Origin of the sequence: Paenibacillus terrae (assembly GCF_000943545.1) — a bacterium.
Classification (GTDB): Bacteria; Bacillota; Bacilli; order Paenibacillales; family Paenibacillaceae; genus Paenibacillus; species Paenibacillus terrae_A.
Genome location: NZ_JTHP01000037.1, coordinates 37457 through 61235, shown reverse-complemented (window position 1 = coordinate 61235; position 23779 = coordinate 37457). Strand labels below are relative to the sequence as shown.

Genomic DNA, 23779 nt, shown 5'->3' with positions numbered 1-23779 from the left:
ACCAAATAAATGATATAATACAATTAAAAACGTTTGGAGGGATTAATCGTGAAATGGCAGGAAGTACAACAAATCTTTCCGAATCAATTTGTGAAGTTCGAAATTATTCATTCTGAAGAGAAAGATAGTCAAGAATTCATAGATGATGTTGCTGTAATTGGCCCCGTGAGTGATGAAGAAGCAACTAAAGAATTATTGAATAGCAAAGAGAAGACCTTGATTTATCATACTTCTAAGGATCGGGTTATAGTGAAAGTTCGGAAGAATGTTGGTCTAAGGAGATATCTATAAATGAAAATTGAGTATAAAGATGGATTATTATTTACGGAAATAACGATTCATTATAATGGACAGAAGAAAGTAATAAATAATGTAGCTATTGATACAGGAGCAAGTCATACATTGATTTCTCAGATGAAGTGGATGATATTGGAATTCGAGTCGGCTTAGAAGATGACATTATAACCAGTTATGGAATCGGAGGTAAAGAACATGCATTTACCAAAACGATAGAGGGGATACAGGTAGGAGAATATATCTTAAGGGATACCCCAATAGACTTTACTTCATTTAGATATCATAACATTAACGGATTACTAGGGTTAGATATATTAATAAAGGGCAAATTCAATGTTGATTTAGAGAACTTTGAGCTCTTACGTTAAAGAAGCTGGCAGATGTTTAGTAGGTTAATCAGGGAAGAATAGAACTTCATTTAACATAATATTCAAGCTACGTCTCCTTCGGAGCGAGATGGATCTCGAAGAGGAATTTCAGCAGACAACCCCTGCGGGGTTCATGAATACAGAAACGTTAACTGAAATTCCTGCAAGATAAATAAAAGTAAGGGGAATCAACAGTGCCTTACACTAGACCAGTAATAATTGATCCATATTATGATAAGCCTGAATGGATTACGAACGAAGTTACTCGAGAAGAAATTATCTCCCTTTCTCCTCAATCAAGTGAGCAAGATGTTGAATTATTTTTGATTCTTCTATTTGGTTACAATCATATCAATATAGAACAATCATTTTGTTTGTCTTTCAATGAATTACTGCAGCAAGAAGAAGTCGCTATTTCAGGAGGGATCGCTTTCTTTGAAGACGAGAGTAAATATATATTACCAAGTTGTTGCTGTGGGTTAGAAGATTTTTCTAATGTTATTTATTCTATTTCAAATAAACAAAGTCCATGGATGGGACATGATCCTACCCCAGGTATTACATATATCGGTGATCAAGCATATGTTTGGCCAGATGATCAAGAAACACTCGATAGTAATGTTTATTTCCCTATACAATATTCATATAAAGAACTAATAGACAGTCTAGATAAAACACGAAAAGAAATACAGGGATTTATTGAGGACCCATTATATAAATGGATTAACAAGAGAGACAAAGAGATTGCTGGCACTATGAGAGATCGGATGAAACAATGGATTATGAAATAAGAAGTTATGGAAGTATTTCGAAGAAGACGGGAACTCCAGTTAACAATGTATCTACGCTGTGGGCTTTGCCCTTGGTTCATCAGAAGTTGTAAGCGAAGAAGCTGAATCAGTGAACAATCCTGCGAGGCTAAGTCCGTTGGGCCCAGTCGCTCCAACTGCCCTCATATGTTATAACGTCTGATTATCATGACGCCTATGTTACAATAGGGTGACAAAGGAGGAGTCATTATTGAATAAACAAAAAATCGTGATTATTGGCGCAGGGATTGTCGGGGCGTCCGTGGCCTATCATCTGGCCAAACGAAATCAAGATGTAACAGTTATTGAACGACACCCCGCCGCGGCGCGTGAAGTCACGGAAAAATCTTTTGCCTGGATACATACGACTCATAGGGTGGCTCCCGAATACTGGCATTTGTACGATGCAGCTTTGGAAGAATATCATGCGCTTCAGCAAGAGCTGTCCGAACTGAAAATTCATTGGCATGGAGCGCTGACTTGGGGCACTCCGCCCCTAAGGGAGCAACTCCACTTTCAAAAATTAAACCGGGAGCAGCTTGAGGCATTGGAGCCGAATCTGAAGGAATATCCGGATGAAGCGATGTTTGTCAGCGAAGAAGGTGCGGTGGACCCTATAGGGGTAACGGAGCTGTTGTTGAGCAAAGCGCGGGAGTACGGAGCAAAGGTTCAGTTCGGTACCAACGTTACACAGCTGCAGCAAGAAGATTCCCGCCTGGTCGGCATCCATACGTCCAAGGGTTTTCTGGAGTCGGATGTCGTGGTATTGGCCGCAGGTACAGGCATACCCGAACTTTGCAACCCGTTAGGTTGTCCCGTGCCGGTAACGTCGTCGCCTTCCATTCTGATTCGGATGAAAACTGCGAATAAACTGATACGCACATTAATCTCAAATGCGCAATTTGAAGCGCGTCAACTGACGGATTATACGCTGCTGGCTGCGGAAGATTATATCGACGAGTCGGAGGAAAACGGACCAGAGGCGGTCGGTAAGCGAGCGTTCGACACGTTGCGTCGCAGTCTGAAGGACGGGAATCAACTGGAACTGGAAAGCATAAAGGTCGGGATGAGACCAATGCCTGAAGACGGCTATCCGATCGTGGGCTTCCAAGATCACATAAAGGGACTTTATCTGGCGGTGATGCATTCTGCGATTACGCTGGCGCCGCTGATTGCGCATCTGGCTGCAAGTGAAATAATCGATCGGGAATCAAGAAGTGAATTAGACCCTTGTCGACTCTCCCGATTTTAGGACCACTCGAGGGATGTTCTCGCTGTTTCTCGCGCGTGAGGTTGTGAATCAAGTGGAATCGCATGTACGTGAGGTGCTGTAGGACAATATACAGCTCCAGCATGACGATGGTGGTCGTCCGACCACGAGCAAAATCACAGTGTCTTTCAACATTCAAAAGGTGGGGGCCAGAATGTAGAATACAAAGCTTCCCAAAATCAACATTACCGTTTTGTAAGTACGTTCACCCCCATTCGTTGACTCCGTGTTGACCTCGATACTCCTGAGCACAACGCAAAAGAGTACATCGCCACATGAGCGATGTACTCCAAATTACATACTGTATATCTGCTTAAGCCTTCTACTCTTCCCCAGTCGCAATAGAATTCTCACTGTAAGAAATCCAACCGCTCCTGCTAAAGATATAACTTAGGAAATCGCTTGGTGATGTATTCAGACTTTACATACTGCTATGCATCTTTCCGCTTTTACTCTTCCCCCACCACAATTGGATTCTCCTCATAAGAAATCCAATCGCTCCAGCTCCCCGGATATAACCGCACCTTACTAAATCCTGCCTCGCCCAAGGTCAGCACATTCGGGCAGGCGGATACGCCTGAGCCGCAATACACGATAATTTCTGCATTCCGGTCAAGGCTGGCAAAGTGCTTTTCCAGTTGTTCCACATTTTTAAATGTACCCTTTTCGTCCAAGACCTCTTTCCAGAAGAAATTCACCGCACCGGGGATATGCCCCGCTGCTTGATCTATGGGTTCTTCCAGCCCCAGGTAGCGCGGCCGCTCTCTCGAATCAATCAATATAGGTGAAAAACCGATATAGGAGCCAACAGGAACCGAACCTTCGGATATACGTTGTACTTCTTCCATACTTGTGAGCATTTGTGGCTGAACATTTGCTACAAAGGTCGAGGGAATGCGAATCGGCTGGTCTGCCGTAATTGGGAACTTCGCTTCCTTCCAAGCACTGTAGCTTTCGTCCAGCACGTACACCTGCTCATGACCCAAATAGCGCAGGAGCCACCATAAGCGGGAGGCCATCATGCCCCCTTGATCATCGTAGGCAATGATACGTGAAGCTGCGTTGATTCCGGCGCGACTCAGGCGCGCGGCAAGTGTGTCAGCATCCGGCAAAGGATGACGTCCACCATGCTCACCCAGAGGAGCCGTGAGGTCTTCCTCCAGATCGAAGTGAACAGCCCCCGGAATATGATCCTCATTAAATTGAGCTCGTCCCGCTCCGGCTTGTCCGAGCAGAGAACGGCAGTCTGCGATGATGATATCTGGCTCATATAGTCGAGCTAATAGCCAGCGTTTGGATACGAGGGATTTCATAAGGGATTCCGCCTTTCCTTTTTATCATTAAGATCATTCAATTGAGTACCGCTCATGAAAATGGGGTAAATAAGTTAGGAGCCCGTCTTAAGGGGAGGCTCGCTGGCAGGCAATTCACTTTGGTGGACGACTTGCTTCTTGAAATCCGTTCCGTATCGGATAAAAATCCATACCCCGAACAGGATGAAGAAGCCTGCGCCAAATTGTAAGGCAGAAAGTTTTTCTCCCAGCAACACCCAAGCCAGCAGGGAAGAAATAACGGGTTCGCCGAGTACCGCCATCGACACCGCTGTGGCGTTGATGTATTTGAGCAGCCAGTTAAACAGGTAATGGCCGAACAGCGTGGGCACAATGGCGAGCAACAGGAACAATCCCCATTCCCGTGGAGCATATCCGGTAAAAGGAATCGTGTTGACCATATTATACAGCGCAAGCGATGTGGCCGCGATGGCGAATACCCAAAAGTTATACACAAAGGCGCTCAAATGCTCGCGCAGATGCTTGCCCATCAGCATATGGATAGAGACGGCCACCATCCCCAGAAAAGATAATGCATCTCCAAGCAAGGCTTGTCCCGAGGCATGAAAATCCCCGGCTCCGATCGCCAGCGAGCCAACAAAGGCCAGGCCCATTCCGATGAGCATAGCGCGGTTTGTGCCCGTGCGGAAAAACAAAAAAGAACCGAGCATGACAAGGATCGGCTCCAATGTCATAATAACGGTAGAGCTTGCAACTGTGGTCAGTCGCAGCGAGCCCATCCAGAGCAAGAAGTGCAGCCCTAGTGCAATACCGGACCAGATGATTAGCATCCATTGCTTGCGAGTCAGGCTAAACAGCTCGGTGCGGTATTTCCAGACTAGAGGCAGCATGACCAGATTGGTCAGGTACAAGCGGTACATAGCGATGACGGACACCTCGGCTTCAGACCATCTTACGAAGATCGAGGAGAACGAAATAGCGATAATACCTACGATGTACAGTAGTTCAAAGGAAAATGACGGTTTGTGCGCTTGATTCATGTGACAGCTCCATCCAGTACGGAGGAAGAATAATACGTGTACGTTTCCTTCCATCGGTATCTCTAAAATTAGGTTTAATACAGCCCATTATACCGTACCTGACATCCGCGTGGAATATAAAAAGCGATGCAGGAAGAAGGATTTTAAGTATGGAGCTGCGTAGAACTTTTGCCGCACAAACTCGTCTATCATAGTGGAGGTGGATTTTATGAAAAAACGCAACACATTTTCAATCATACTGTTAACTGTAGTGTCAGTGCTGGCTCTGTCAGCCTGTGGAACGAAGCCGCAAACCAATAATACCGCACCTCAAGGGGCAGACCAACCGCAGACGCAACAGCCACAAGTTAAACCGGAGCCAATCGCCGAGCCGGAGGTTAAAAAGGGAACAGGCGTATACAACGGAGCCGCTGACCCGCACACGGTTGAAATTGAAACCAATGGCCAAGCCCAATCTTTCCAACTGGGTGACGGACTGGACACGGTGGTAGCCGGACTTGAGGAAGGCGATTCAGTTGCATTTGAATACAACGAAAAAGCAGTGGAAGGCGACGCGACTGCCAAGCAACTGATTTTGACGAAAATTCAAAAAACTGAGGCTGCAACAGGAGGCACACAAAATGGCAGCTCCAGTCAGGCAGTAGGCGGTGAACGCTCGAAAACGCAAGCTTTTGAGCTTAGCCTTGAAGGGAAAAAGGAAAAGCAGACAGCTACATTGGCAAAAGGAGACGGATATTCACTGTATGTGTTTGACCCCATGTCCCTGTTTCCTGATCAAAACCGTGTAGCCTTGGCTGTAGATGATAATTATTACGCTGAAATTACGAAGCTGCCTTCCGATGTTAATCTGGACGAGCTTCAAAAGGAAGGCGAAAAGGATCTGGCTTCCGTCGCTAAAGCGGTGAAAGTAGATAAAGCCGAAGTGCCTCAAGCGCTGACCAGCAGCCGTCTGTTCCTGCAAGCGAACGGTTCGAAGGTCACACGCCAATATATTGTTGTAGAAAATAAAACAGGCGGCTTCATCGTGAAGGTAAACATTCCTCAGGGCGAGCCTGCCGAGGGCTTCGAATCCTTCATTTATACATCGCTGGAGAGCCTGCAAGCCAACAAGTAACTCGAATCCGTAATTGCGGGACCTGTACTTTTGTGCTATAAAGGATGAGAGAATAAGATCATTCCGGCTTGCGAAGTCGTATGAAGCGATGAAGGAGTTGTTAGATTTACTATGTCCATCGAAATGAACACACAAGAAGTCATCAACGTGATTAAAAACAGCAAGAAAAAAACACCTGTTAAAGTATATGTAAAAGGGGCTTTGGCTTCCGCATCATTCGGCGAGAATGTTCAAGCTTTTATTTCCGGAGACAGCGGCGTTGTATTTGGCGATTGGGCCGACATCAAGCCTGTTCTGGACAGTGTTAACGCTAATGAAGAAGACTATGTGGTGGAAAACGACCGCCGCAATTCCGCAGTGCCTATGCTCGATCTGAAAGGCATCAATGCCCGCATCGAGCCAGGCGCGTATATTCGCGATATGGTTGGTATCGGTAATAACGCAGTCATTATGATGGGTGCAGTCATTAACATCGGTGTCACCATTGGTGAAGGCACGATGATTGATATGAATGCTGTACTTGGCGGCCGTGTTAAAGTAGGTAACATGTGTCACATCGGTGCAGGCGTAGTCCTTGCGGGTGTTATTGAACCTCCATCTGCACAGCCTGTTGTGGTAGAAGACGATGTATTGATCGGTGCGAATGCAGTCGTATTGGAAGGCGTGCGAATCGGTAAAGGTGCAGTCGTTGCAGCCGGAGCTGTCGTAACCGAAGATGTACCTGAATACTCCGTAGTTGCCGGTACACCTGCACGCGTGATCAAACAGGTCGACGATAAGACCAAATCAAAAACTGAGATTTTGAAAGAACTGCGCGTCCTGTAAGAATGAAAAAGTTTTAAATGTACTAAAGGTGAACGATTCCTTGTCAGAAGCATGATACACTGACAGCACAATTTAGGGACGAAGCACAACGGACAAGGCTCGGCGGCTGCGCCGGGCTTTTGTCCTTTTGTTCTTTTGTCTGATAAACCTGATGAGTTAGGTAAAGGAGGCGGATTAGCGGAATGAGCACGGTCGATTATCGTTCTTTTGTTCAAATACGAAGGGATTTGCATCAAATCCCCGAGCCTGGCTTTGAGGAATTTAAAACGCAGCAGTATCTGCTGAATTATTTGGTAACGCTCCCTCAGGAGCATTTGGAAATTCGTACATGGCGTACTGGCGTACTGGTGTTGATTCATGGAACGGCTCCTGCACGTCGATATGGATATCGCTGCGATATGGATGGTTTGCCAATTGTGGAAGAGACGGGCTATGATTTCCGTTCGACCCATCCTGGCTACATGCATGCTTGCGGTCATGATTTACATATGACGATTGGATTGGGGATTGTTTCTCACTTTGCAAACCACCCGATCAAGGACGATCTGGTTGTGATATTTCAACCCGCCGAGGAAGGACCGGGCGGAGCATTGCCGATGCGGGACAGCAGTGAGCTGACAGACTGGCTCCCGGATGAAATTGTTGCGCTGCATGTTGCACCGGAATATCCGGTGGGTACGATTGCAACTCGCCCTGGTATTTTGTTTGCGAATACATCAGAGCTGTTTATTGATCTAAAGGGTACAGGCGGGCATGCGGCATATCCGCACAAAGCTAATGATATGGTGGTGGCGGCCTGTCAGTTGGTTGGACAATTGCAAACGGTTGTAGCACGTAATGTGAACCCGCTGGATTCAGCAGTCATTACGATTGGCAAGGTCAGCGGCGGTACGAAGCAGAACATTATTGCTGAAACAGCCCGTTTGGAGGGTACCATTCGCACGTTATCCGCCGATACGATGACACTGGTTAAATCACGGATTGAAGCGCTGGTGCGCGGTGTTGAAGCTGGGTTTGAATGCCATGCAGAAATTCATTATGGCTCGAATTATTTACAAGTGTTCAATGAGGCCAAGGTGACAGAGGAATTTATGAACTGGGTCCGTGAACGGCAGGATGTACAGCTCATTGAGTGCGGTGAAGCGATGACCGGAGAGGACTTCGGATATTTTCTGGAGCGGATTCCGGGTCTAATGTTCTGGCTTGGCGTTGATACGCCTTATGGTCTGCACCATGCCAAGCTGGAGCCTGCGGAGGAAGCCATTGGGGTGGCGATTCGTGTGCTGACAGACTATTTCACATGGAAATCCCAAGGTTAAATGATATAGTCTGAATAAATAGGTTTAATGAAGTGAATGAAATGGAATGAAGTCAAATGTTGAGGGAGGGTGTTATGGGAGAGCAAACCATCATCCGATTCGAACGGGTGACCAAGCAATATGACAACGATCCACCGGTGCTGGCTGATGTCAGCTTTGAGATTGAACGTGGTAAATTCTATACGCTGCTGGGGCCCTCCGGCTGCGGTAAAACGACAATTTTGCGTATGATTGCGGGTTTTGCAGAGCCGACGGAAGGCTCGATTTATTTGAATGACAAGCTGATTAATCGTGTTCCAGCCAATGAACGGCAGGTCAATACGGTTTTTCAGGACTATGCCTTATTTCCACATCTGAATGTGTTTGAAAATGTGGCTTTCGGACTACGGATCAAAAAGATGAACAAAAAGGCCATTCAGGAGAAGGTTGCGCAGGCATTGTCCTTTGTCAATCTGGAGGGCTACGACGAACGGGAAATTTCTGAAATGTCCGGAGGGCAACGCCAGCGTGTTGCCATTGCACGGGCCATTGTCAATGAGCCGGACGTTCTGCTGCTGGATGAGCCGCTGTCTGCACTGGATTTAAAGCTGCGGACAGAAATGCAGTACATTTTGCGTGAAATGCAGCAGCGTCTTGGAATCACCTTTATTTTCGTTACGCATGATCAGGAGGAAGCGCTGGCGATGTCGGACGAAATTTTTGTTATGAATAAAGGAAAGATCGAGCAAAGCGGTACGCCAAATGATATTTATGATGAGCCGATCAATCGGTTTGTTGCGGATTTTATCGGGGAATCCAATATTGTGCCAGGACGCATGATCGCGGATTATCAGGTGGAGTTTAACGGTCGGCAGTTTGAATGTGTCGATGGAGGATTACGCCCGAATGAACCGATTGAAATTGTGATTCGACCCGAGGATTTGGAGATTACAACCGTTACAGAGGGCAAACTGCGAGTAAAGGTGGATACCCAGTTGTTCCGCGGTGTTCACTATGAGATTAGCTGCTATGATGATTCCGGTCAGGAGTGGCTGGTGCATTCTACCAAAAAGGCGGAGTTGGGCAGTGAAATCGGCCTCCATTTTGACCCGGAAGCGATCCACGTGATGCGGTTCGGGGAAACAGAGGAAGAATTTGATCGGCGTCTGGAGGCCTATGAAGAGGTGGAGCAGCATGTCCGGTAATACGAGAGCAGCGTATCTGCTGCCTTACTATTTATGGATTGTGCTGTTCGTAGCAGCCCCGGTCGTGCTTGTGTTTTACTATTCGCTATTTGATGTAGACGGTCATTTCACGTTCAGCAACTATGCCCAATTTCTGACCCCTGTCTATTTGAGCATGACGCTGAGCTCGTTTTGGTATGCGCTGTTGATTACGGTATTCTCGCTGTTAGTGGCTTATCCGGCGGCGTATTTGCTGACCCGAACCAAGCATAAGCAACTGTGGCTGTTGCTCATTATTTTGCCGACATGGATTAACCTATTGCTTAAAACGTATGCTTTTATCGGGATTTTTGGTACTTATGGTCCGGTGAATGCTGTGTTGGGCTTGGTCGGATTGGGAGGTCAGCAATTATTGTTTACCAGCTCCAGCTTTGTGTTTGTATCGGTTTATATTTTTGTGCCGTTTATGATTTTGCCCATCTATAATGCGCTGGAAGGGTTGAATCCTTCACTGCTGGACGCCGCGCGTGATCTGGGCGCTTCCAAGTGGACGGCGTTTCGCCGGGTCATTTTCCCATTAACGCTATCAGGTGTGCGATCCGGGTGTATGGCGGTATTCATCCCGGCGCTGTCGCTGTTTATGATTACTCGTCTGATTGCGGGCAACCGCGTCATTACATTGGGAACGGCGATTGAGCAGCATTTTCTGGTCACACAGGATTGGGGTATGGGCTCTACGGTTGCGGTGTTCCTGATTTTGGCGATGGCAATCATTATGCTGATTACCTCGGGAACGAAACGGAGGGTGCGGCATGGCAAATAAAAACCGGTTCGGGAATATTTATTTGGTGCTCGTCTTTCTTGTGTTGTATGCACCCATTTTGTACTTGATGTACTATTCCTTCAACAGTGGCGGAACGATGCACGAGTTTGAAGGTTTTACGCTCCAATACTATAAAGAGGTGTTTGCAGACACTCGGCTGATTATTATTGTCATTAATACTTTGGTCATTGCGTTGCTATCATCTGCGTTGGCCACGATTATTGGCATCATGGGAGCGTTGGCTATTCACCAGATGCAGAACCGTCGGGTTAAAAATACACTGTTGTCGCTCAACAATGTGCTGATCGTGAACCCGGACGTCATTATTGGCGCATCCTTCCTCATTTTGTTCACGATGGTGGGGATCAAGCTGGGTTTTTACTCGGTGTTGCTGTCCCATATTGCATTTAGTGTGCCGATTGCGGTCATTATGATTTTGCCGCGGCTTCAGGAAATGAGTCCATCGCTGGTGGATGCGGCCCGGGATTTGGGTGCCAGCCGGATGGATGTGCTGACCAAGGTGATTTTACCTTTTATCAAGCCGGGGATTTACGCGGGCTTCTTTATGGCGTTAACGTACTCGCTGGACGATTTTGCGGTGACCTTTTTTGTGACAGGCAGCGGCTATTCGACCTTATCGGTGGAAATTTACTCGCGTGCCCGCCAAGGGGTTTCCCTGTCCATTAATGCGCTGTCCACGCTCATTTTCCTGTTTACCGTGCTATTGGTGGTGGGTTACTACTTTATTATGCGCAAGGCGAACCGGAATGGGAAAAAGGAGCCTGCGGCGGAAATGGGGGTACCTAGATGAAGTCGCTTGTGCGCGTGTTTTTGTCGATTTTTATCATTTCGTTCGGTCTGATGGGGGTGGCGGCATGGCTCAATTCCAGTCAGGGCTATTCCGGTGGCAATACGCTGACGGTCTACAACTGGGGAGACTATATCGACCCTGATCTACTGGCAAGGTTCCAGAAGGAGACGGGGATTACCGTCATTTATCAGACGTTCGACTCCAATGAGGCGATGCTGACGAAAATTGAGCAGGGAGGAACATCGTTTGATGTAGCGGTTCCTTCGGAATATGCTCTGGCTAAAATGAAGCAGGAGCACCTGTTGCTCCCTTTGGATCACAGCAAGCTGCCGAATTTGAAGCATGTGGATGATCATTTTCTGAACCTTTCGTTTGACCCGAAAAACCAATACTCTGTGCCGTATTTTTGGGGTACGGTCGGCATTGTGTTTAACCCGGAGCTAACGAAGGGCATTGATTTTCATAGCTGGGATGGTCTGTGGAATCCAAAGCTGCGTAACAACCTCCTGCTAGTCGATGGTGCGAGGGAAGTCGTGGGTATGTCGCTGAACAGTCTCCACTATTCCTTGAACGATACGAATGAGGCGCATTTGCAGCGGGCTTTAGCGAAGCTGGAGAAATTAGCGCCCAATGTCAAGGCCGTTGTCGGTGACGAGATTAAAATGCTGCTGGCAAACGAGGAGGCTGCTGCCGGGGTTGTGTGGTCCGGCGATGCGTCCGAAATCATGGATGAGAACGACAAGCTGGATTACATCGTGCCGGATGAAGGCTCCAACCTGTGGTTTGATAACATGGTTATTCCGAAAACCGCCACCCATGTGGACGCGGCCCATAAGTTTATCAATTTCATGATGCAGCCCGATGTAGCCGCCCAAAATGCCGAATTTGTAGGCTATTCCACACCTAACGAGGATGGAAAGAAGCTGTTGCCAGAGGATATATCCGGTGACGAGCGCTTCTATCCACCATCTGAGATTACAGATAAGCTGGAGGTCTACGACAACCTCGGCAAGCGGATGCTGGCTCATTACAATGAATTGTTCCTGCAATTCAAAATGCATTTAAAATAGAAGAGTGGCGGGGCGCGTGGATTCAGGTTTGAGTTTTAAAGGTCGCTGCGGAGGCGGATGGTGCTTCCCATCGCTGTTAAATTCCGATTTTTTTGATTTGAAGTATAAAGGTGAAAATTGGAATTTAAAGGCGAACGCTTCGCTTGTCCAGCACCATTCCGCCCCCTCCGCTGCGCCGTGCTTAAAGCTAGTACGGTGACTCCCCACGCCGATGGTGAGGGAGTAGTGGGAGAACGAACAAGCCCTTGAACTACCTGTACAGGTGGTTCAAGGGCTTGTTTTATGTTTACTCACCGCGCAAAGCGGTGAGTATTGTTCTTTTCCCCTGCGCCCCACATGCTCAAAGGAATTCGGTGACTTTAAGGTGGGCAGTGAGCGAAGCGGGCCATTTGAATCTGAAGAAGCGGTAGCGTTCGCCTTTGCTGAGGGATTCTTACCTATAAATGTTTTATACAATCCAAGAATCCCTCAGCAACAGCGATCGGAAGATCAAATGGACCGCGTAGCGCCTCCCCCCACCTTAACTCCCCACAATTCCTCTAACAAACCTTTCTATTTTATCCAACCCCTGCTCCAGCACATTCTGTCCATAAGCATAGGACAACCGAATGTATCCTTCGCCATAGGAGGAAAAGGCATCTCCGGGCACGACAGCCACCCCATGTTCTTCCAGTAGCTTCAGGGTGAAATCCATCGAGCTTAAGCCAAAATGGGCGATGGAAGGGAATAGATAAAAGGCTCCCTCAGGCTTTTCAAGTGGAATGCCCATGTCGGTTAGCCTTCCATGTACATAGTCACGGCGCTTGCGGTATTCCTCGCGCATCGGAAGTGCATCGTCGACACCGACGGTCAAGGCTTCCAGCGCTGCATATTGGCTGATCGAGCTGGCACAGGTCACATTGTACTGATGAACCTTAACCATATGCTGTGTAATTGCAGCAGGTGCAAGCGTAAAACCAATACGCCAGCCCGTCATGGAGTGCGATTTGGATAAGCCGTTGATGACGATGGTGCGCTCTTGCATGCCTGGAAGGGCAGCGATAGACACGTGTGACGCATCGTAAATCAGTTCGCTGTATATCTCATCTGAAATGATAAACAGATCACGGTCTCTCAGCAAATCCGCAACGGCTTCCAGCTCTTCGCGGCTCATCACTCGTCCGGTTGGGTTCGAAGGATATCCGAGGATGACGGCTTTCGTCCGTTCGGTCAAATAAGGCTCCAGCACCTCAGCAGTTAGCTTAAAACCGCTATTGCGGGTGTCAGCCAGCACTGGCACCCCACCTGACAAGCGGATCAATGGCTCGTATCCGGGGTAGATGGGCACAGGCAAAATGACCTCGTCACCGGGTGACAAAATGGTGCGCAGGGCAATGTCCAGCGCTTCGCTGGCTCCGTTCGTTACGATAACCTCATCCTGTCCACGGTAATTCAGTCCGTATTTATGGGCTACAAACGCTGCTGCCGCTTCCCGCAGTTCGGGCAGTCCCGGATTTGGCGTATAGGACGTGCGTCCTTCGTTAATCGCCTGGTGGGCGGCTTCCATAATATGCGGAGGGGTAGGGAAATCCGGCTGCCCAATCGTTAAGGATAGGGTTCCGGGCAATGCGGCCACTTTATTGGCAATCTTGCGGATGCCGCTGATTTGAATGTTTTTAACCTGATCGTTAAGCAAGTGCTCCATAGCGTATGTGCCACCTTTTTCTGTATTAGAACAAGTTTACAATAATTTGATCAGATTATGCTACGGCAGGATCCATTCATTTTACATAATTCAGGTACTGGTTTGACTATTTTATGGTATGTTTAAACATGGAATATATATTGTAAGCGTGATCATAGCTAAAATTGGGAGGAGCGCGTCTTTTAATGAAACAAGAATACATAGCAGTAACGTTACCCAGGAAATTAAAAAGGTTTGGGATCGCATGGCTCAGTGCGGCACTGGTGCTGTCGGGTGAAGATCCGGGGCTACTGTCCGATGGAAAAGCTTCAGCAGAACCAGCGCCTATAGTAGAAACGGAGGTGCAATCATCACCCGAGACTGTGGGGGCAAGTGTATATGCAGATGTCTATGTGCCGGGTAAGCTCCGTATCCATGAAATACAAGGAGCGGCTCATCGTTCACCTTATGAGGGGCAAAAGGTAACGGATGTTGAAGGAATAGTGACAATGGTGAAGGGAAGCAGCTTCTTTATCCAGGAGGCGGACGATAAGGTGGATCAGGATGAAAAAACATCCGAGGCCATTTTAGTGTACAAGCCTGGCAGCGGTGTGCAGGTTGGGGATGAGGTATGGGTCAGCGGCTCGGTGAAGGAATATACGGAAAGAACCTATGCCAGCAAGCCGGTAGACCTGACGACCACGGAAATTGTAGCTTCTTCGGTTTCGGTGGTTGCCAAGGACTGTCCACTGCCGTCTCCGATTTTGCTTGGAAAAGAGGGGCGTGTGATGCCGACATCTGTTGTGGATAATGACGGAATGATGGTGTTCGATCCGCAGGAGGATGGATTGGACTTTTTCGAAAGTCTGGAGGCCATGCGCGTAGAGTTGAAGGATGCACGAGTCATCGGCCCTTATGGTTATGAAATCCCGGTCAGGATTGATAACGGGGCGAACACAGGCGAGGTATTGACCGAAGCAGGCGGCTTGTTGCTGACCGAAGAAAGTCTGAATCCGCAGCGGATTTTAATCGACGCCAAGCCTGCGGTTCCGTTGAAAACAGGAGATCGTTTTGCGGGTCCCATCACGGGAATTGTGAGCTACAGCTTTAGTAATTTCAAGCTGTTGCCTGAGCGTCTGCCGGATATTGTGTCAGGGGGTCTCCAGCCAGCCAACACACGTCTGGTGAAGGATGATCGTAAGCTGACGGTCGCTTCCTTTAACGTGGAAAATTTCGATCCCGGTGACGGAAAACGGATTGAACAGCTCGGACAGGCCATCGCCGTGAATTTGAATCACCCGGATATCGTAGGGCTGTTGGAGGTTCAGGACAATAACGGTGAGAAGGATGACGGCACCACAGATGCTTCAGAAAGCTTTCGGGTGCTGATTGAGGCGATTCGTGCTCATGGGGGGCCGGAGTATGCTTTTACAGATATAGCACCTGAAAATAATAAGGATGGCGGCGCTCCCGGTGGCAATATTCGGGTCGGATTTCTCTACAATCCGCAACGTGTCACGCTGACGGATAAGTCGAGGGGAGATTCGGTTACATCGGTGACCTATGGAGAGCAGGGGCTTTCTCTCAATCCCGGTCGTATTGATCCGCTGAATGCGGCATTTGAATACTCACGCAAGCCGTTGGCCGCTGAATTTGAGTTTGACGGTCAGCAGGTGATTGTGATCGCGAACCATTTTAATTCCAAAGGGGGCGATCTGGCGCCATTCGGAGGGATTCAGCCACCCGTACGAAGCAGCGAAATACAGCGGTCGAAGATTGCAACGATTGTGAATGGTTTTGTGAAGTCGGTACTGGCTCAAAACCATCAGGCGAATATCGTCATATTGGGAGATTTAAATGATTTTCAATTTTCCGAAACGCTCGCTTTGGTCCGGGGACAGGAATTGACGAATCTGGTAGATAGGCTGGATGAGAAGGAGCGGTATTCGTATATTTATGAGGGGAATTCGCAAACACTGGATCATTTGTTGGTCAGTCCGTCCATAAGTGAATCATCCGTGCTGGATATTGTTCATATCAATGCGGATTTTAGCGCCGCGGACGGGCGGGTAAGTGATCATGATCCATTGGTTGCTCAAATTGGCTTGCCACGCCAAACAGTGGAACCGCCAACAGATGGCGAGAGTGGTCGGAATAAAGATGATGACGATGATCAGCAGGAGAGCAATGGCAGCAGCAACACCGGGAACAATAGTGGAACGACGAATAACGGACAGGGTGAGACTGCGAATAGCGGGCAGAATGGTAACGGTTCGTCAGGCGTTAATGTGGTGCAAGCCAAGTCCATAGTAACAGAGCAAAACGGACTGAAAAGAGCAGTTGCACAGGTACCAGCCGCTGACATACTAAATGCGATTCGGAACGGGGCGAATGGTACGCTCGTAGTCCGTGCAGGGGAGCAGGCGGATGCTAAGCTATTCGAAGTGAATCTAAACGGAGATGCTTTGGGTGCTGTTTTGAATGACCGTATTCACACCCTGCGAGTAGAAACGCCACAGGGAGGCTATGAAGTAGTAACAGGTCGTTTGTCTGTTCAAAAGCTGGCTGACACCTGGCAGGTGCCTGTACAACAGATTTCCTTGAGCTTTACGGTTACGCCGAACGAAGGATTGGCTAAACGCACAGATATTCCGGCAGGGCGCAAGCTGGTGCGAGCTGTTGATGTTGTGGCGGAGTTACGAAGCGAAGATGGACGCAAGCAGTCGTTGGCAGGTAGCGATAATTCCGGTAAAGGGTATGAACGTTATCTGCTACGTGCTCCCGCAACGGTAGATATGAGCCAACTTGCTGTAGTGAAGGTATCCACCAACCAAACCGGACAGTTGTCCTATCATCCGGTTCCGTTTACCGCTTCTGGTGAGGAACTGACTGTGTATGGACGTTCGGGTGGAACCTATGTCGTGCTGGATGGCGGGGGAACTAATGTAAGCATTTCGTTCAGCGATATTTCCGGTCATTGGGCGCAGCAGGACATTACACACTTGGCTACGCGTCTGATTGTGGCAGGGGCAAATCAATCAGCGTCCACCGCGAATGAGACTGGTGAGATGGGCTTATCGAACGTACGCTTTGAGCCGAATGGTCAGGTACAACGCTCGGAGTTGGCTGCGATGCTGGTTCGTATGCTTGGACTGGAGCATTCAGATCGCATGGTGAAGGGCTTTGACGATGTGCAATCGGAATTGTGGTATGCGGATTCGGTGCGTACCGCAGCCGCTGCTGGACTGATCAATGGCTATGCAGATGACAGCTTCAGACCTGATGCTCCGGTATCGAGGGAGGAGCTGGCTGTGATTGTAGAGCGAGCCCTGCGCTTCGCCGGGACTGCGGAAGATACAGCGGCAGGAAGTGCCTCAGCGTCATTATCGGATGCACAAGCCATTTCTACATGGGCAGCTCCGGCTGTCAATACTTTGTCCAGCGTGGGCATTATGAAGGGAGACGGGAAAGGCCGTTTTGCTCCAACTGCATCGGTGACGAGGGCAGAAGCAGCGGCTGTATTATCTCGAACTCTGGATAAGTTGAATTGGGAACAGTAGTATGATGATTGGAATGTTAGATTGATTGACTTTCTGCGGTAGTTAAGTTATCTTTTGTTGGAGAAGTAGCAGGGGAATATAGCAAAAGCTAGACATACAGAAATTAAAGTAACACCGTGGAAAGTAAGCGATCCTTAAAGGATGGTTTGCTCTTTATTGTTATCAAATATCACCGGGGAGGAATCACCATGTCTAATGAAATAGCAGTCTATCCCGTTCAAGCTCTGAACGATGCACTGACGGATACGCTGACCCGGTTGTTGATCGACGTAGTAGCGGACGGTGCCTCCATAGGATTTTTACCGCCATTGGCTTATCAGGAAGCAGCAGCTTATTGGAATAGCGTCCTTCAGGACGGTGTAGTCCTGTGGATTGCGGAGAAGGACGGCGTGCCTGTAGGGACTGTGCAGCTTCATCTGGCTACTAAGGCCAACGCCGCTCATCGTGCGGAAATTGCGAAGCTTATGGTGGATCCGTCCGGGCGCAGGCTTGGGATTGCGCGTCAACTGATGCAGGCTGCGGAAGAGGAGGCGCTACGTCAGAGCAGAACGCTACTGGTGCTGGATACGCGGGTAGGCGATCCTTCCAATAAGCTATATGAATCTATCGGATTTGTAGAAGCAGGCGTGATTCCAGGGTATGCCCAATCGGCTGACGGTCACCTGCACGCTACCCGATTTTATTACAAACCACTAAATCCGTACCTGAGCCGTTACTGAGTATTTGGCGAATAACTGTGTTATATACAGGTAATAATAGCTTGTTATACGATTTAATATGCTTTTTCCGCTATTCGACTGGAAAAGCAAGGGAATGGGAACGTATAATGAAATGGAGACCGTCTAAAGGTTCTCTTTATGCCAATTCGGCGGTCCAGATTGAAGATCGTAGTATATATAGCGGAGGAATCGAAGAATATGAGGCTGGAGCATGATTTTCTAGGTACCAAGGAAGTGCCGTCAGACGCCTATTACGGTGTACAAACACTGAGGGCAAAAGAGAATTTTCCAATTACCGGCCAACGGCTTCATCCTGAGCTGATTAAAGCCATGGCGATCGTCAAAAAGGCAGCAGCAACGGTAAACATGGAGCTGACCCGCTTGCATCGTCCTAAGGCGGAGGCCATTATTCAGGCAGCTGACGAGGTTATTCAAGGGCAGTTGCACGACCATTTCATCGTCGATCCGATTCAGGGCGGCGCAGGCACGTCCATTAATATGAATACAAATGAAGTAATTGCGAACCGGGCGCTGGAGCTAATCGGCAAGCAGCGTGGAGATTATCAGGAGATCAGTCCCAACAACCATGTCAACATGGCACAATCGACAAACGACGCTTTTCCAACGGCTGTCCATCTGGCTGTTCTAAGTATGATTGACAAGCTGTTGGTCACCATGAGTGAGCTTCAGGAGGCGTTTTCCCGTAAGGCGAAAGAGTTTGACAGTGTGATTAAAATGGGCCGAACCCACTTGCAGGATGCAGTACCGATCCGGCTGGGACAGGAGTTTCAGGCTTATGCGCGTGTGTTGGGTCGTGATATCGGACGTGTCCGTGCCACGAAGCTGCATTTGCTGACGGTCAATATGGGCGCAACTGCGGTAGGCACCGGCTTGAACGCGGATCGCCGTTATATTCAGCGTGTCGCCGAGGTGCTGGCGGAAGTAAGTGGTTTCCCTGTGGAGGCTGACGAAAATCTCGTCGATGCCACTCAAAACACAGATGCCTATACGGAAGTGTCTGCTGCGTTAAAAATTTGCATGATGAACATGTCCAAAGTGGCAAATGACATCCGCCTGATGGCCTCAGGGCCGCGTGCTGGTCTCGGAGAGCTGAGCCTGCCCGCCCGTCAGCCGGGTTCATCTATTATGCCGGGTAAAGTAAATCCGGTAATGTGTGAGGTCATCAACCAGATTGCTTTTCAGGTCATTGGAAATGATCATACGATCTGTCTGGCTTCCGAGTCTGGTCAGCTAGAGTTGAATGTGATGGAGCCTGTGCTTGTCTACAACCTGCTGCAATCGCTGGAAATTATGAAGCAGGGCTTTCATGTCTTCCGCATTCATTGTGTGGACGGAATTGAAGCGAACGTGGAGCGGTGCCGTGAATATGTCGAAAACAGTGTAGGTATTATTACTGCACTCAATCCCCACCTCGGATATGAGGTCGTATCACGCATCGCCCGTGAGGCGATTACAACTGGCAAATCGGTACGCGAGTTGTGTCTGTTGTATAATGTACTGACTGAGGAAGAGCTGGACATTATTTTGGACCCGTATCAAATGACTCAGCCGGGTATTGCCGGAGAGTCGCTGCTGAATAGGGAATAATAGTGCGGAGTTTAGAATGCAGGCAGCTTTGAGGCAAAATGAAGATAGCCCCGTCGAATCCGGCGGGGCTGTCCTTGTGTAACACGGTGTCAGCGTGAGATGTGGAATGCCCTGCTAAGGAATACACCGCTGCACGCCTATTGTAGAAAAGGGGAAGAGGAATGCTGCTGGAGCAATTATCGGCATATAAGGAATTAGGAATAGGATTCATTATACTACTACTGTTACTTGTACTCATCATCAGAGGACTGATACGTCGGCGCAGAAATCGGATTTTACGTGATCTGGACCCGCGAAAAATCGGGATTCAGGATATAGACCGCATGGAGGATGGCTCGGAATTTGAGCTTTATCTGCAACGGTTGTTATCTGCGCTCGGCTATAAGGACATCTACAAAACGACCAGTAGCCGGGATTTTGGAGCGGATCTGGTGTTTACAGACCGTGAAGGTGTCAGAGTTGTGATTCAGGCCAAGCGTTATGCTGTACAAAATCCGGTTGGTTTGGGTGCAGTGCAGGAAATTTATACCTCCATGCGTTATTATGCGGCTGACAAGTCTGTCGTCATCACTTCCGGGCGCTACACGGAATCCTGTAAAACACTCGCTTCTGTCAACGGAGTTAAGCTATTGGACCGCAACGACTTGGTGGACATGATTGATTTGTTCAAGGCTAAACGCCGTGAGGAGGTCATGGATCTAATAGAAAGTAAAGCCGACGTGATTGCCTCCAAATGGAGCAGAAGCAAATGATAAAAGAGACTGAATTACCAGGCGACGAGATGAAGCCTGGTAGTTCAGTCCCTTTTATTTTTAACATGATGCCTGCACGTATAAGAGACTCTATATATAAGATGGTAAATATAAACAAATTATAATTCTTTATTTACAATGAATTTACAGAAAATCTTATGAAAAAAAATGACTTTATAACCGATATAAAGATGTTGGGGATTTGCAAATTATGCTGAGGTGATATGTCATGAAGAAACAGGTTCAGTTATTAACATTGAGGTGGGTTCCCATTGTCACTATTTTTGCTTTACTGCTGGGTGCATGTGGACAGCCAGCAGTACAAACCAAGGCGCAACCGATTAAGGTAGGAATTGTACTGTCAGATATTGGTCTGGGTGATCAGTCTTATAGCGACGCGGCTTTTCGGGGTTTGGTCAAGGCACGGGACGAGGGGAAAATCGTTTTTGAATATCGGGAAATTTCCGAGACCAAAACATATGATGCTGCTTTTGAACAGCTTGTTCAAGAAAAATCCGATTTGATTATCGGGCTGGGGTACATGGTGAAAGAAAGTTTGGAAACCGTTGCGAAAAAATATCCGGATCTTAAATTTGTAATTGTAGATGAAAAATCAGATTTACCGAATGTGGCTTCCATTACTTTTAAAGAAGAAGAGGGCAGCTTTTTGGCAGGGGTCGTTGCAGGAATGGCGAGCCGTACCGATCAGGTAGGCTTTATCGGGGGAGTGGAGTCTCCGCTGTTGAAAAAGTTTGAGGCCGGATATCGGGAAGGGGTTCGCTCCGTTAAGCCTGATGCACAGGTTACTGCTACGTATGCGGGAGATTTCGGCAAGCCAGAGCTGGGCACGGAGATTGCACGCGATATGATCAATCAGGATCAAATTGATGTGATCTATGCGGCGGCGGGTCTTACAGGTGTAGGTGCGTTACAGGAGGTACAAAAGCAGGAAAAGTTCGCAATCGGGGTCGACAGCGACCAGTTTTTCATTGCGGAAAAAGCAGTAGTGACCTCGATGATTAAAAATGTGGATATCGCCATTTATACAGCAGTCAAAAGCTTTGCAGATCATCAAAGAAAATTTACGGACCAGAATATGGTGTTCGGTCTTGCGAAAGAAGGCATCGGTTTGGCGCCTATTCGTGTTTTGACATTGAACCCGGATCAGCAAAAGCTGCTGGATGACTTGAAGGAAAAGGTCAAGTCCGGCAGTCTTACTGTGCCCACCCAATAAATTTTCGTAAAACGGAGGATGATTCCTGATGAAACTGCAAGGTAAACTGGTGCTTAACGCGATGGTTTCCCTGATCGCATGCCTGGCTTTAGTGGCCTATATTATTTTTCAATTGATCCGTATCAACTCGCAAAGCAGTAGTCTCGTTCCAGCTATGCTGAATGTACAGCAGCTCAATGCTTATTTGATTCAGTCAGGACAGGCGCTGCAAAACTACTCTTCTTCCATGACAGAGAGCAATAAAACGGATGTGCAAAACCAACTGGGTCAGGCGGAAAAAACGATCACTTTGCTTTCGCAAGGCATGATGCAGACCGAAGTGCAGCAAAAACGCCTGAATACCGTTAAAACAAAATTCAGCGAATTGAAGGTTGCAACGGATAAAGCGATGAGCACGGGAAGCAGCCCTGAATCCAAACGTAATGCGATGCGTGTACAGGGTATCCAGAACGATGTGTTCATGCTGGATATTCTAACGAAAGCGCGTTATGACGAATATACAGAGGAATTGACCAAGAGTATCCGCTTTACTTGGCAATTGGCCTTGGTAGGCGCTGTTCTGCTTCTGGTGGCGGTGGGGCTATATAATACATATACATCCAGGCAACTTGCCCTCAGAACCCGCAAGTTGACGGATGCCGCGAAGCAAATTGCCGATGGGAATTTGACGGTGCAGCTCATGCAAACGAAGGGACGTGATGAGCTGGACGAGCTCAACGAATCGTTCCGGTTCATGATCGGGAACTTGCGTAACATTGTGGTCTCTATTGACCAGTCGGGGAATCGTGTTGATCTGATGGCTCGGGATATTGACCAGCATAATGAGGCCATGAAGGAAATCGTGACGCAAGTTAGCACCTCAACAGAGGAACTGGCGATTGGTAGTCAAAAGATTGCCGAGGATCTGTCGACCACCGTTGGCGTTGTGGATGAGATGCAGCAGAAGTTTGAAGCGAATTTGTTGGAGACCAAGCAGTCCTCTACATATAGCGAAGATGCATTGCGTGTCATTGAGCAAGGTACACGTGTGATGAGCGATCAGCTACGCATTGTAGCGGAAAATCGTTCAGCGATGTCCGAGGTGGAGCAGACGGTCATGGAGCTGGAGTCCAATGCAGCCGAGATTACAACCATGACCGGCTATGTATCCGAGATTGCCAGTCAGACGTCGCTGCTGTCCTTGAATGCTTCAATTGAGGCTGCGCGCGCGGGTGAGGCTGGAAAAGGCTTTGCTGTTGTTGCCAATGAAGTGAAAAAGCTGGCGAATCAATCGGAGTCGGCTGTGAAGCAAATTTATACCGCTGTCGAGGGCATTACGCAGGCTATGAACAAGGTAAAGACCTCTGTGGCGCAAAGTCAGGAGCTGTTCCGTGAACAGGAGAAGGCAACGTCGTCTACCGGGGAATCGTTCACTGAGATTAGCGGTAAAGTACAGCAAATTGCCAGCCAAGTCAGCAAACTGTCAGCGGATATGAATGTATCTCGGGAACTGAGCATACAGGTACAGCAAGCTATTGAGAACATCAGCGCGATTACCCAGCAATCCGCCGCAGGCAGCGAAGAGATTACCGCCTCCACGGTGGAGCAGAAGCGTTCCTTTGAGGAATCGGCTGAGAAGGTGAAGGAGCTTCGTCAGATTCGTGAGGAGATGCAACGAGAGCTGGATCGTTTTCAGGTGGAAAAAACAGGCTAAGCAACACGAAACCAACACATTTATTGGCTAAACAGAGCATTTTGCAACAATCCCAAGAGCGATTTCAAATCAGCAATATATAGATCGAAGCGGTTTAGTTCATCTATCTATTGTACTTTCGAGCGTTAGGAATCGAATGATGCAAAATGCTGAACAATGAATGTAGGATAAACCCGAAGAAGAAGCCTTACCTCATGGAGGGAAGCTTTTTCTTTTTTTAAAATCGTCTTTTTACAATAATAGTAAATTATTTATTGTTCTTTGTAGAGTTATAGGCAGGGAATTCCACATCTTACGTCAAATAGATTTAGGGAGTATATGTTAGCCCATACGTTGTTGGCAAGAGATC

19 protein-coding genes and 1 pseudogene are annotated in these 23779 nt (G+C 48.0%); 17 read left to right on the top strand and 3 right to left on the bottom strand.

Annotation, left to right across the window (positions count from 1 at the left end; all coding sequences use genetic code 11):
* Nucleotides 1-48 precede the first annotated feature (48 nt).
* The 4 genes and pseudogenes from QD47_RS17685 (at nucleotide 49) to QD47_RS17670 (ending at nucleotide 2726) form a co-directional block, all read left to right on the top strand.
* Nucleotides 49-291, top strand: a complete 243-nt coding sequence (locus QD47_RS17685; protein ID WP_044647366.1) for a hypothetical protein — start codon at nucleotides 49-51, stop codon at nucleotides 289-291.
* Nucleotides 292-665: pseudogene (locus QD47_RS33930) on the top strand (retropepsin-like aspartic protease).
* A gap of 194 nt (nucleotides 666-859) precedes the next feature.
* Nucleotides 860-1456, top strand: coding sequence for a YacL family protein (locus QD47_RS17675; RefSeq protein WP_044647365.1), 597 nt, complete (start codon nucleotides 860-862; stop codon nucleotides 1454-1456).
* A 229-nt stretch (nucleotides 1457-1685) separates the two neighbouring features.
* Nucleotides 1686-2726: an NAD(P)/FAD-dependent oxidoreductase gene (locus QD47_RS17670; protein ID WP_044647364.1), complete on the top strand. Its 1041-nt coding sequence runs from the start codon at nucleotides 1686-1688 to the stop codon at nucleotides 2724-2726.
* A 467-nt stretch (nucleotides 2727-3193) separates the two neighbouring features.
* On the opposite strand, the gene QD47_RS17665 is transcribed toward QD47_RS17670, so the two are convergent.
* The gene (locus tag QD47_RS17665; RefSeq protein WP_044647363.1) at nucleotides 3194-4057 is read right to left on the bottom strand and encodes a sulfurtransferase; all 864 of its coding nucleotides are present in this window, start codon (nucleotides 4055-4057) and stop codon (nucleotides 3194-3196) included.
* Nucleotides 4058-4131: 74 nt separating this feature from the next.
* Nucleotides 4132-5076, bottom strand: a complete 945-nt coding sequence (locus QD47_RS17660; RefSeq protein WP_044647362.1) for a DMT family transporter — start codon at nucleotides 5074-5076, stop codon at nucleotides 4132-4134.
* A gap of 208 nt (nucleotides 5077-5284) precedes the next feature.
* On the opposite strand from QD47_RS17660, the gene QD47_RS17655 reads away from it, so the two are divergent.
* From QD47_RS17655 to QD47_RS17625, 7 genes are all read left to right on the top strand, one after another.
* Nucleotides 5285-6190: a hypothetical protein gene (locus QD47_RS17655; RefSeq protein WP_044647361.1), complete on the top strand. Its 906-nt coding sequence runs from the start codon at nucleotides 5285-5287 to the stop codon at nucleotides 6188-6190.
* Between the two features lie 111 nt (nucleotides 6191-6301).
* Entirely contained in the window at nucleotides 6302-7015 is a 714-nt protein-coding gene (gene dapD, locus QD47_RS17650; RefSeq protein WP_044647360.1) for a 2,3,4,5-tetrahydropyridine-2,6-dicarboxylate N-acetyltransferase, read from the top strand.
* Nucleotides 7016-7197: 182 nt separating this feature from the next.
* Nucleotides 7198-8334, top strand: a complete 1137-nt coding sequence (locus tag QD47_RS17645; protein WP_044647359.1) for an N-acetyldiaminopimelate deacetylase — start codon at nucleotides 7198-7200, stop codon at nucleotides 8332-8334.
* A 74-nt stretch (nucleotides 8335-8408) separates the two neighbouring features.
* Nucleotides 8409-9518 carry an ABC transporter ATP-binding protein gene (locus tag QD47_RS17640; protein WP_044647358.1) on the top strand — a complete coding sequence of 370 codons (1110 nt, stop codon included), beginning with the start codon at nucleotides 8409-8411 and terminating at the stop codon, nucleotides 9516-9518.
* On the top strand, nucleotides 9508-10320 hold the full coding sequence (locus QD47_RS17635; protein ID WP_044647357.1) for an ABC transporter permease: 813 nt from the start codon (nucleotides 9508-9510) through the stop codon (nucleotides 10318-10320). The genes QD47_RS17640 and QD47_RS17635 overlap by 11 nt, the downstream gene beginning before the upstream one ends.
* On the top strand, nucleotides 10310-11131 hold the full coding sequence (locus tag QD47_RS17630) for an ABC transporter permease (protein WP_044647356.1): 822 nt from the start codon (nucleotides 10310-10312) through the stop codon (nucleotides 11129-11131). The genes QD47_RS17635 and QD47_RS17630 overlap by 11 nt, the downstream gene beginning before the upstream one ends.
* Nucleotides 11128-12201 (top strand): ABC transporter substrate-binding protein, encoded by a 1074-nt coding sequence (locus QD47_RS17625; protein WP_044647355.1) that lies wholly within the window; start codon nucleotides 11128-11130, stop codon nucleotides 12199-12201. Before QD47_RS17630 ends, QD47_RS17625 begins: the two co-directional genes overlap by 4 nt.
* Before the next feature lie 520 nt (nucleotides 12202-12721).
* Here QD47_RS17625 and QD47_RS17620 read toward each other — a convergent pair.
* Nucleotides 12722-13885: an aminotransferase A gene (locus tag QD47_RS17620; protein WP_044647354.1), complete on the bottom strand. Its 1164-nt coding sequence runs from the start codon at nucleotides 13883-13885 to the stop codon at nucleotides 12722-12724.
* A gap of 185 nt (nucleotides 13886-14070) precedes the next feature.
* On the opposite strand from QD47_RS17620, the gene QD47_RS30075 reads away from it, so the two are divergent.
* The 6 genes from QD47_RS30075 (at nucleotide 14071) to QD47_RS17590 (ending at nucleotide 23430) form a co-directional block, all read left to right on the top strand.
* Entirely contained in the window at nucleotides 14071-17424 is a 3354-nt protein-coding gene (locus QD47_RS30075) for an S-layer homology domain-containing protein (RefSeq protein ID WP_052646788.1), read from the top strand.
* 188 nt (nucleotides 17425-17612) lie between these two features.
* On the top strand, nucleotides 17613-18143 hold the full coding sequence (locus tag QD47_RS17610; RefSeq protein WP_044647353.1) for a GNAT family N-acetyltransferase: 531 nt from the start codon (nucleotides 17613-17615) through the stop codon (nucleotides 18141-18143).
* A 198-nt stretch (nucleotides 18144-18341) separates the two neighbouring features.
* Nucleotides 18342-19751, top strand: a complete 1410-nt coding sequence (aspA, locus tag QD47_RS17605) for an aspartate ammonia-lyase (RefSeq protein ID WP_025685648.1) — start codon at nucleotides 18342-18344, stop codon at nucleotides 19749-19751.
* 161 nt (nucleotides 19752-19912) lie between these two features.
* Entirely contained in the window at nucleotides 19913-20503 is a 591-nt protein-coding gene (locus QD47_RS17600; protein WP_044647352.1) for a restriction endonuclease, read from the top strand.
* A 229-nt stretch (nucleotides 20504-20732) separates the two neighbouring features.
* The gene (locus QD47_RS17595) at nucleotides 20733-21737 is read left to right on the top strand and encodes a BMP family lipoprotein (protein ID WP_044647351.1); all 1005 of its coding nucleotides are present in this window, start codon (nucleotides 20733-20735) and stop codon (nucleotides 21735-21737) included.
* A 28-nt stretch (nucleotides 21738-21765) separates the two neighbouring features.
* Nucleotides 21766-23430 (top strand): methyl-accepting chemotaxis protein, encoded by a 1665-nt coding sequence (locus tag QD47_RS17590; protein WP_044647350.1) that lies wholly within the window; start codon nucleotides 21766-21768, stop codon nucleotides 23428-23430.
* The last annotated feature ends 349 nt before the right edge of the window (nucleotides 23431-23779 follow it).

Coding starts and splice junctions, on each gene's coding strand:
- QD47_RS17665 (WP_044647363.1), bottom strand. CDS start 4,057: ATGAAATCCCTCGTATCCAAACGCTGGCTATTAGCTCGACTATATGAG.
- QD47_RS17660 (WP_044647362.1), bottom strand. CDS start 5,076: ATGAATCAAGCGCACAAACCGTCATTTTCCTTTGAACTACTGTACATC.
- QD47_RS17655 (WP_044647361.1), top strand. CDS start 5,285: ATGAAAAAACGCAACACATTTTCAATCATACTGTTAACTGTAGTGTCA.
- dapD (WP_044647360.1), top strand. CDS start 6,302: ATGTCCATCGAAATGAACACACAAGAAGTCATCAACGTGATTAAAAAC.
- QD47_RS17645 (WP_044647359.1), top strand. CDS start 7,198: ATGAGCACGGTCGATTATCGTTCTTTTGTTCAAATACGAAGGGATTTG.
- QD47_RS17640 (WP_044647358.1), top strand. CDS start 8,409: ATGGGAGAGCAAACCATCATCCGATTCGAACGGGTGACCAAGCAATAT.
- QD47_RS17635 (WP_044647357.1), top strand. CDS start 9,508: ATGTCCGGTAATACGAGAGCAGCGTATCTGCTGCCTTACTATTTATGG.
- QD47_RS17630 (WP_044647356.1), top strand. CDS start 10,310: ATGGCAAATAAAAACCGGTTCGGGAATATTTATTTGGTGCTCGTCTTT.
- QD47_RS17625 (WP_044647355.1), top strand. CDS start 11,128: ATGAAGTCGCTTGTGCGCGTGTTTTTGTCGATTTTTATCATTTCGTTC.
- QD47_RS17620 (WP_044647354.1), bottom strand. CDS start 13,885: ATGGAGCACTTGCTTAACGATCAGGTTAAAAACATTCAAATCAGCGGC.
- QD47_RS30075 (WP_052646788.1), top strand. CDS start 14,071: ATGAAACAAGAATACATAGCAGTAACGTTACCCAGGAAATTAAAAAGG.
- QD47_RS17610 (WP_044647353.1), top strand. CDS start 17,613: ATGTCTAATGAAATAGCAGTCTATCCCGTTCAAGCTCTGAACGATGCA.
- aspA (WP_025685648.1), top strand. CDS start 18,342: ATGAGGCTGGAGCATGATTTTCTAGGTACCAAGGAAGTGCCGTCAGAC.
- QD47_RS17600 (WP_044647352.1), top strand. CDS start 19,913: ATGCTGCTGGAGCAATTATCGGCATATAAGGAATTAGGAATAGGATTC.
- QD47_RS17595 (WP_044647351.1), top strand. CDS start 20,733: ATGAAGAAACAGGTTCAGTTATTAACATTGAGGTGGGTTCCCATTGTC.
- QD47_RS17590 (WP_044647350.1), top strand. CDS start 21,766: ATGAAACTGCAAGGTAAACTGGTGCTTAACGCGATGGTTTCCCTGATC.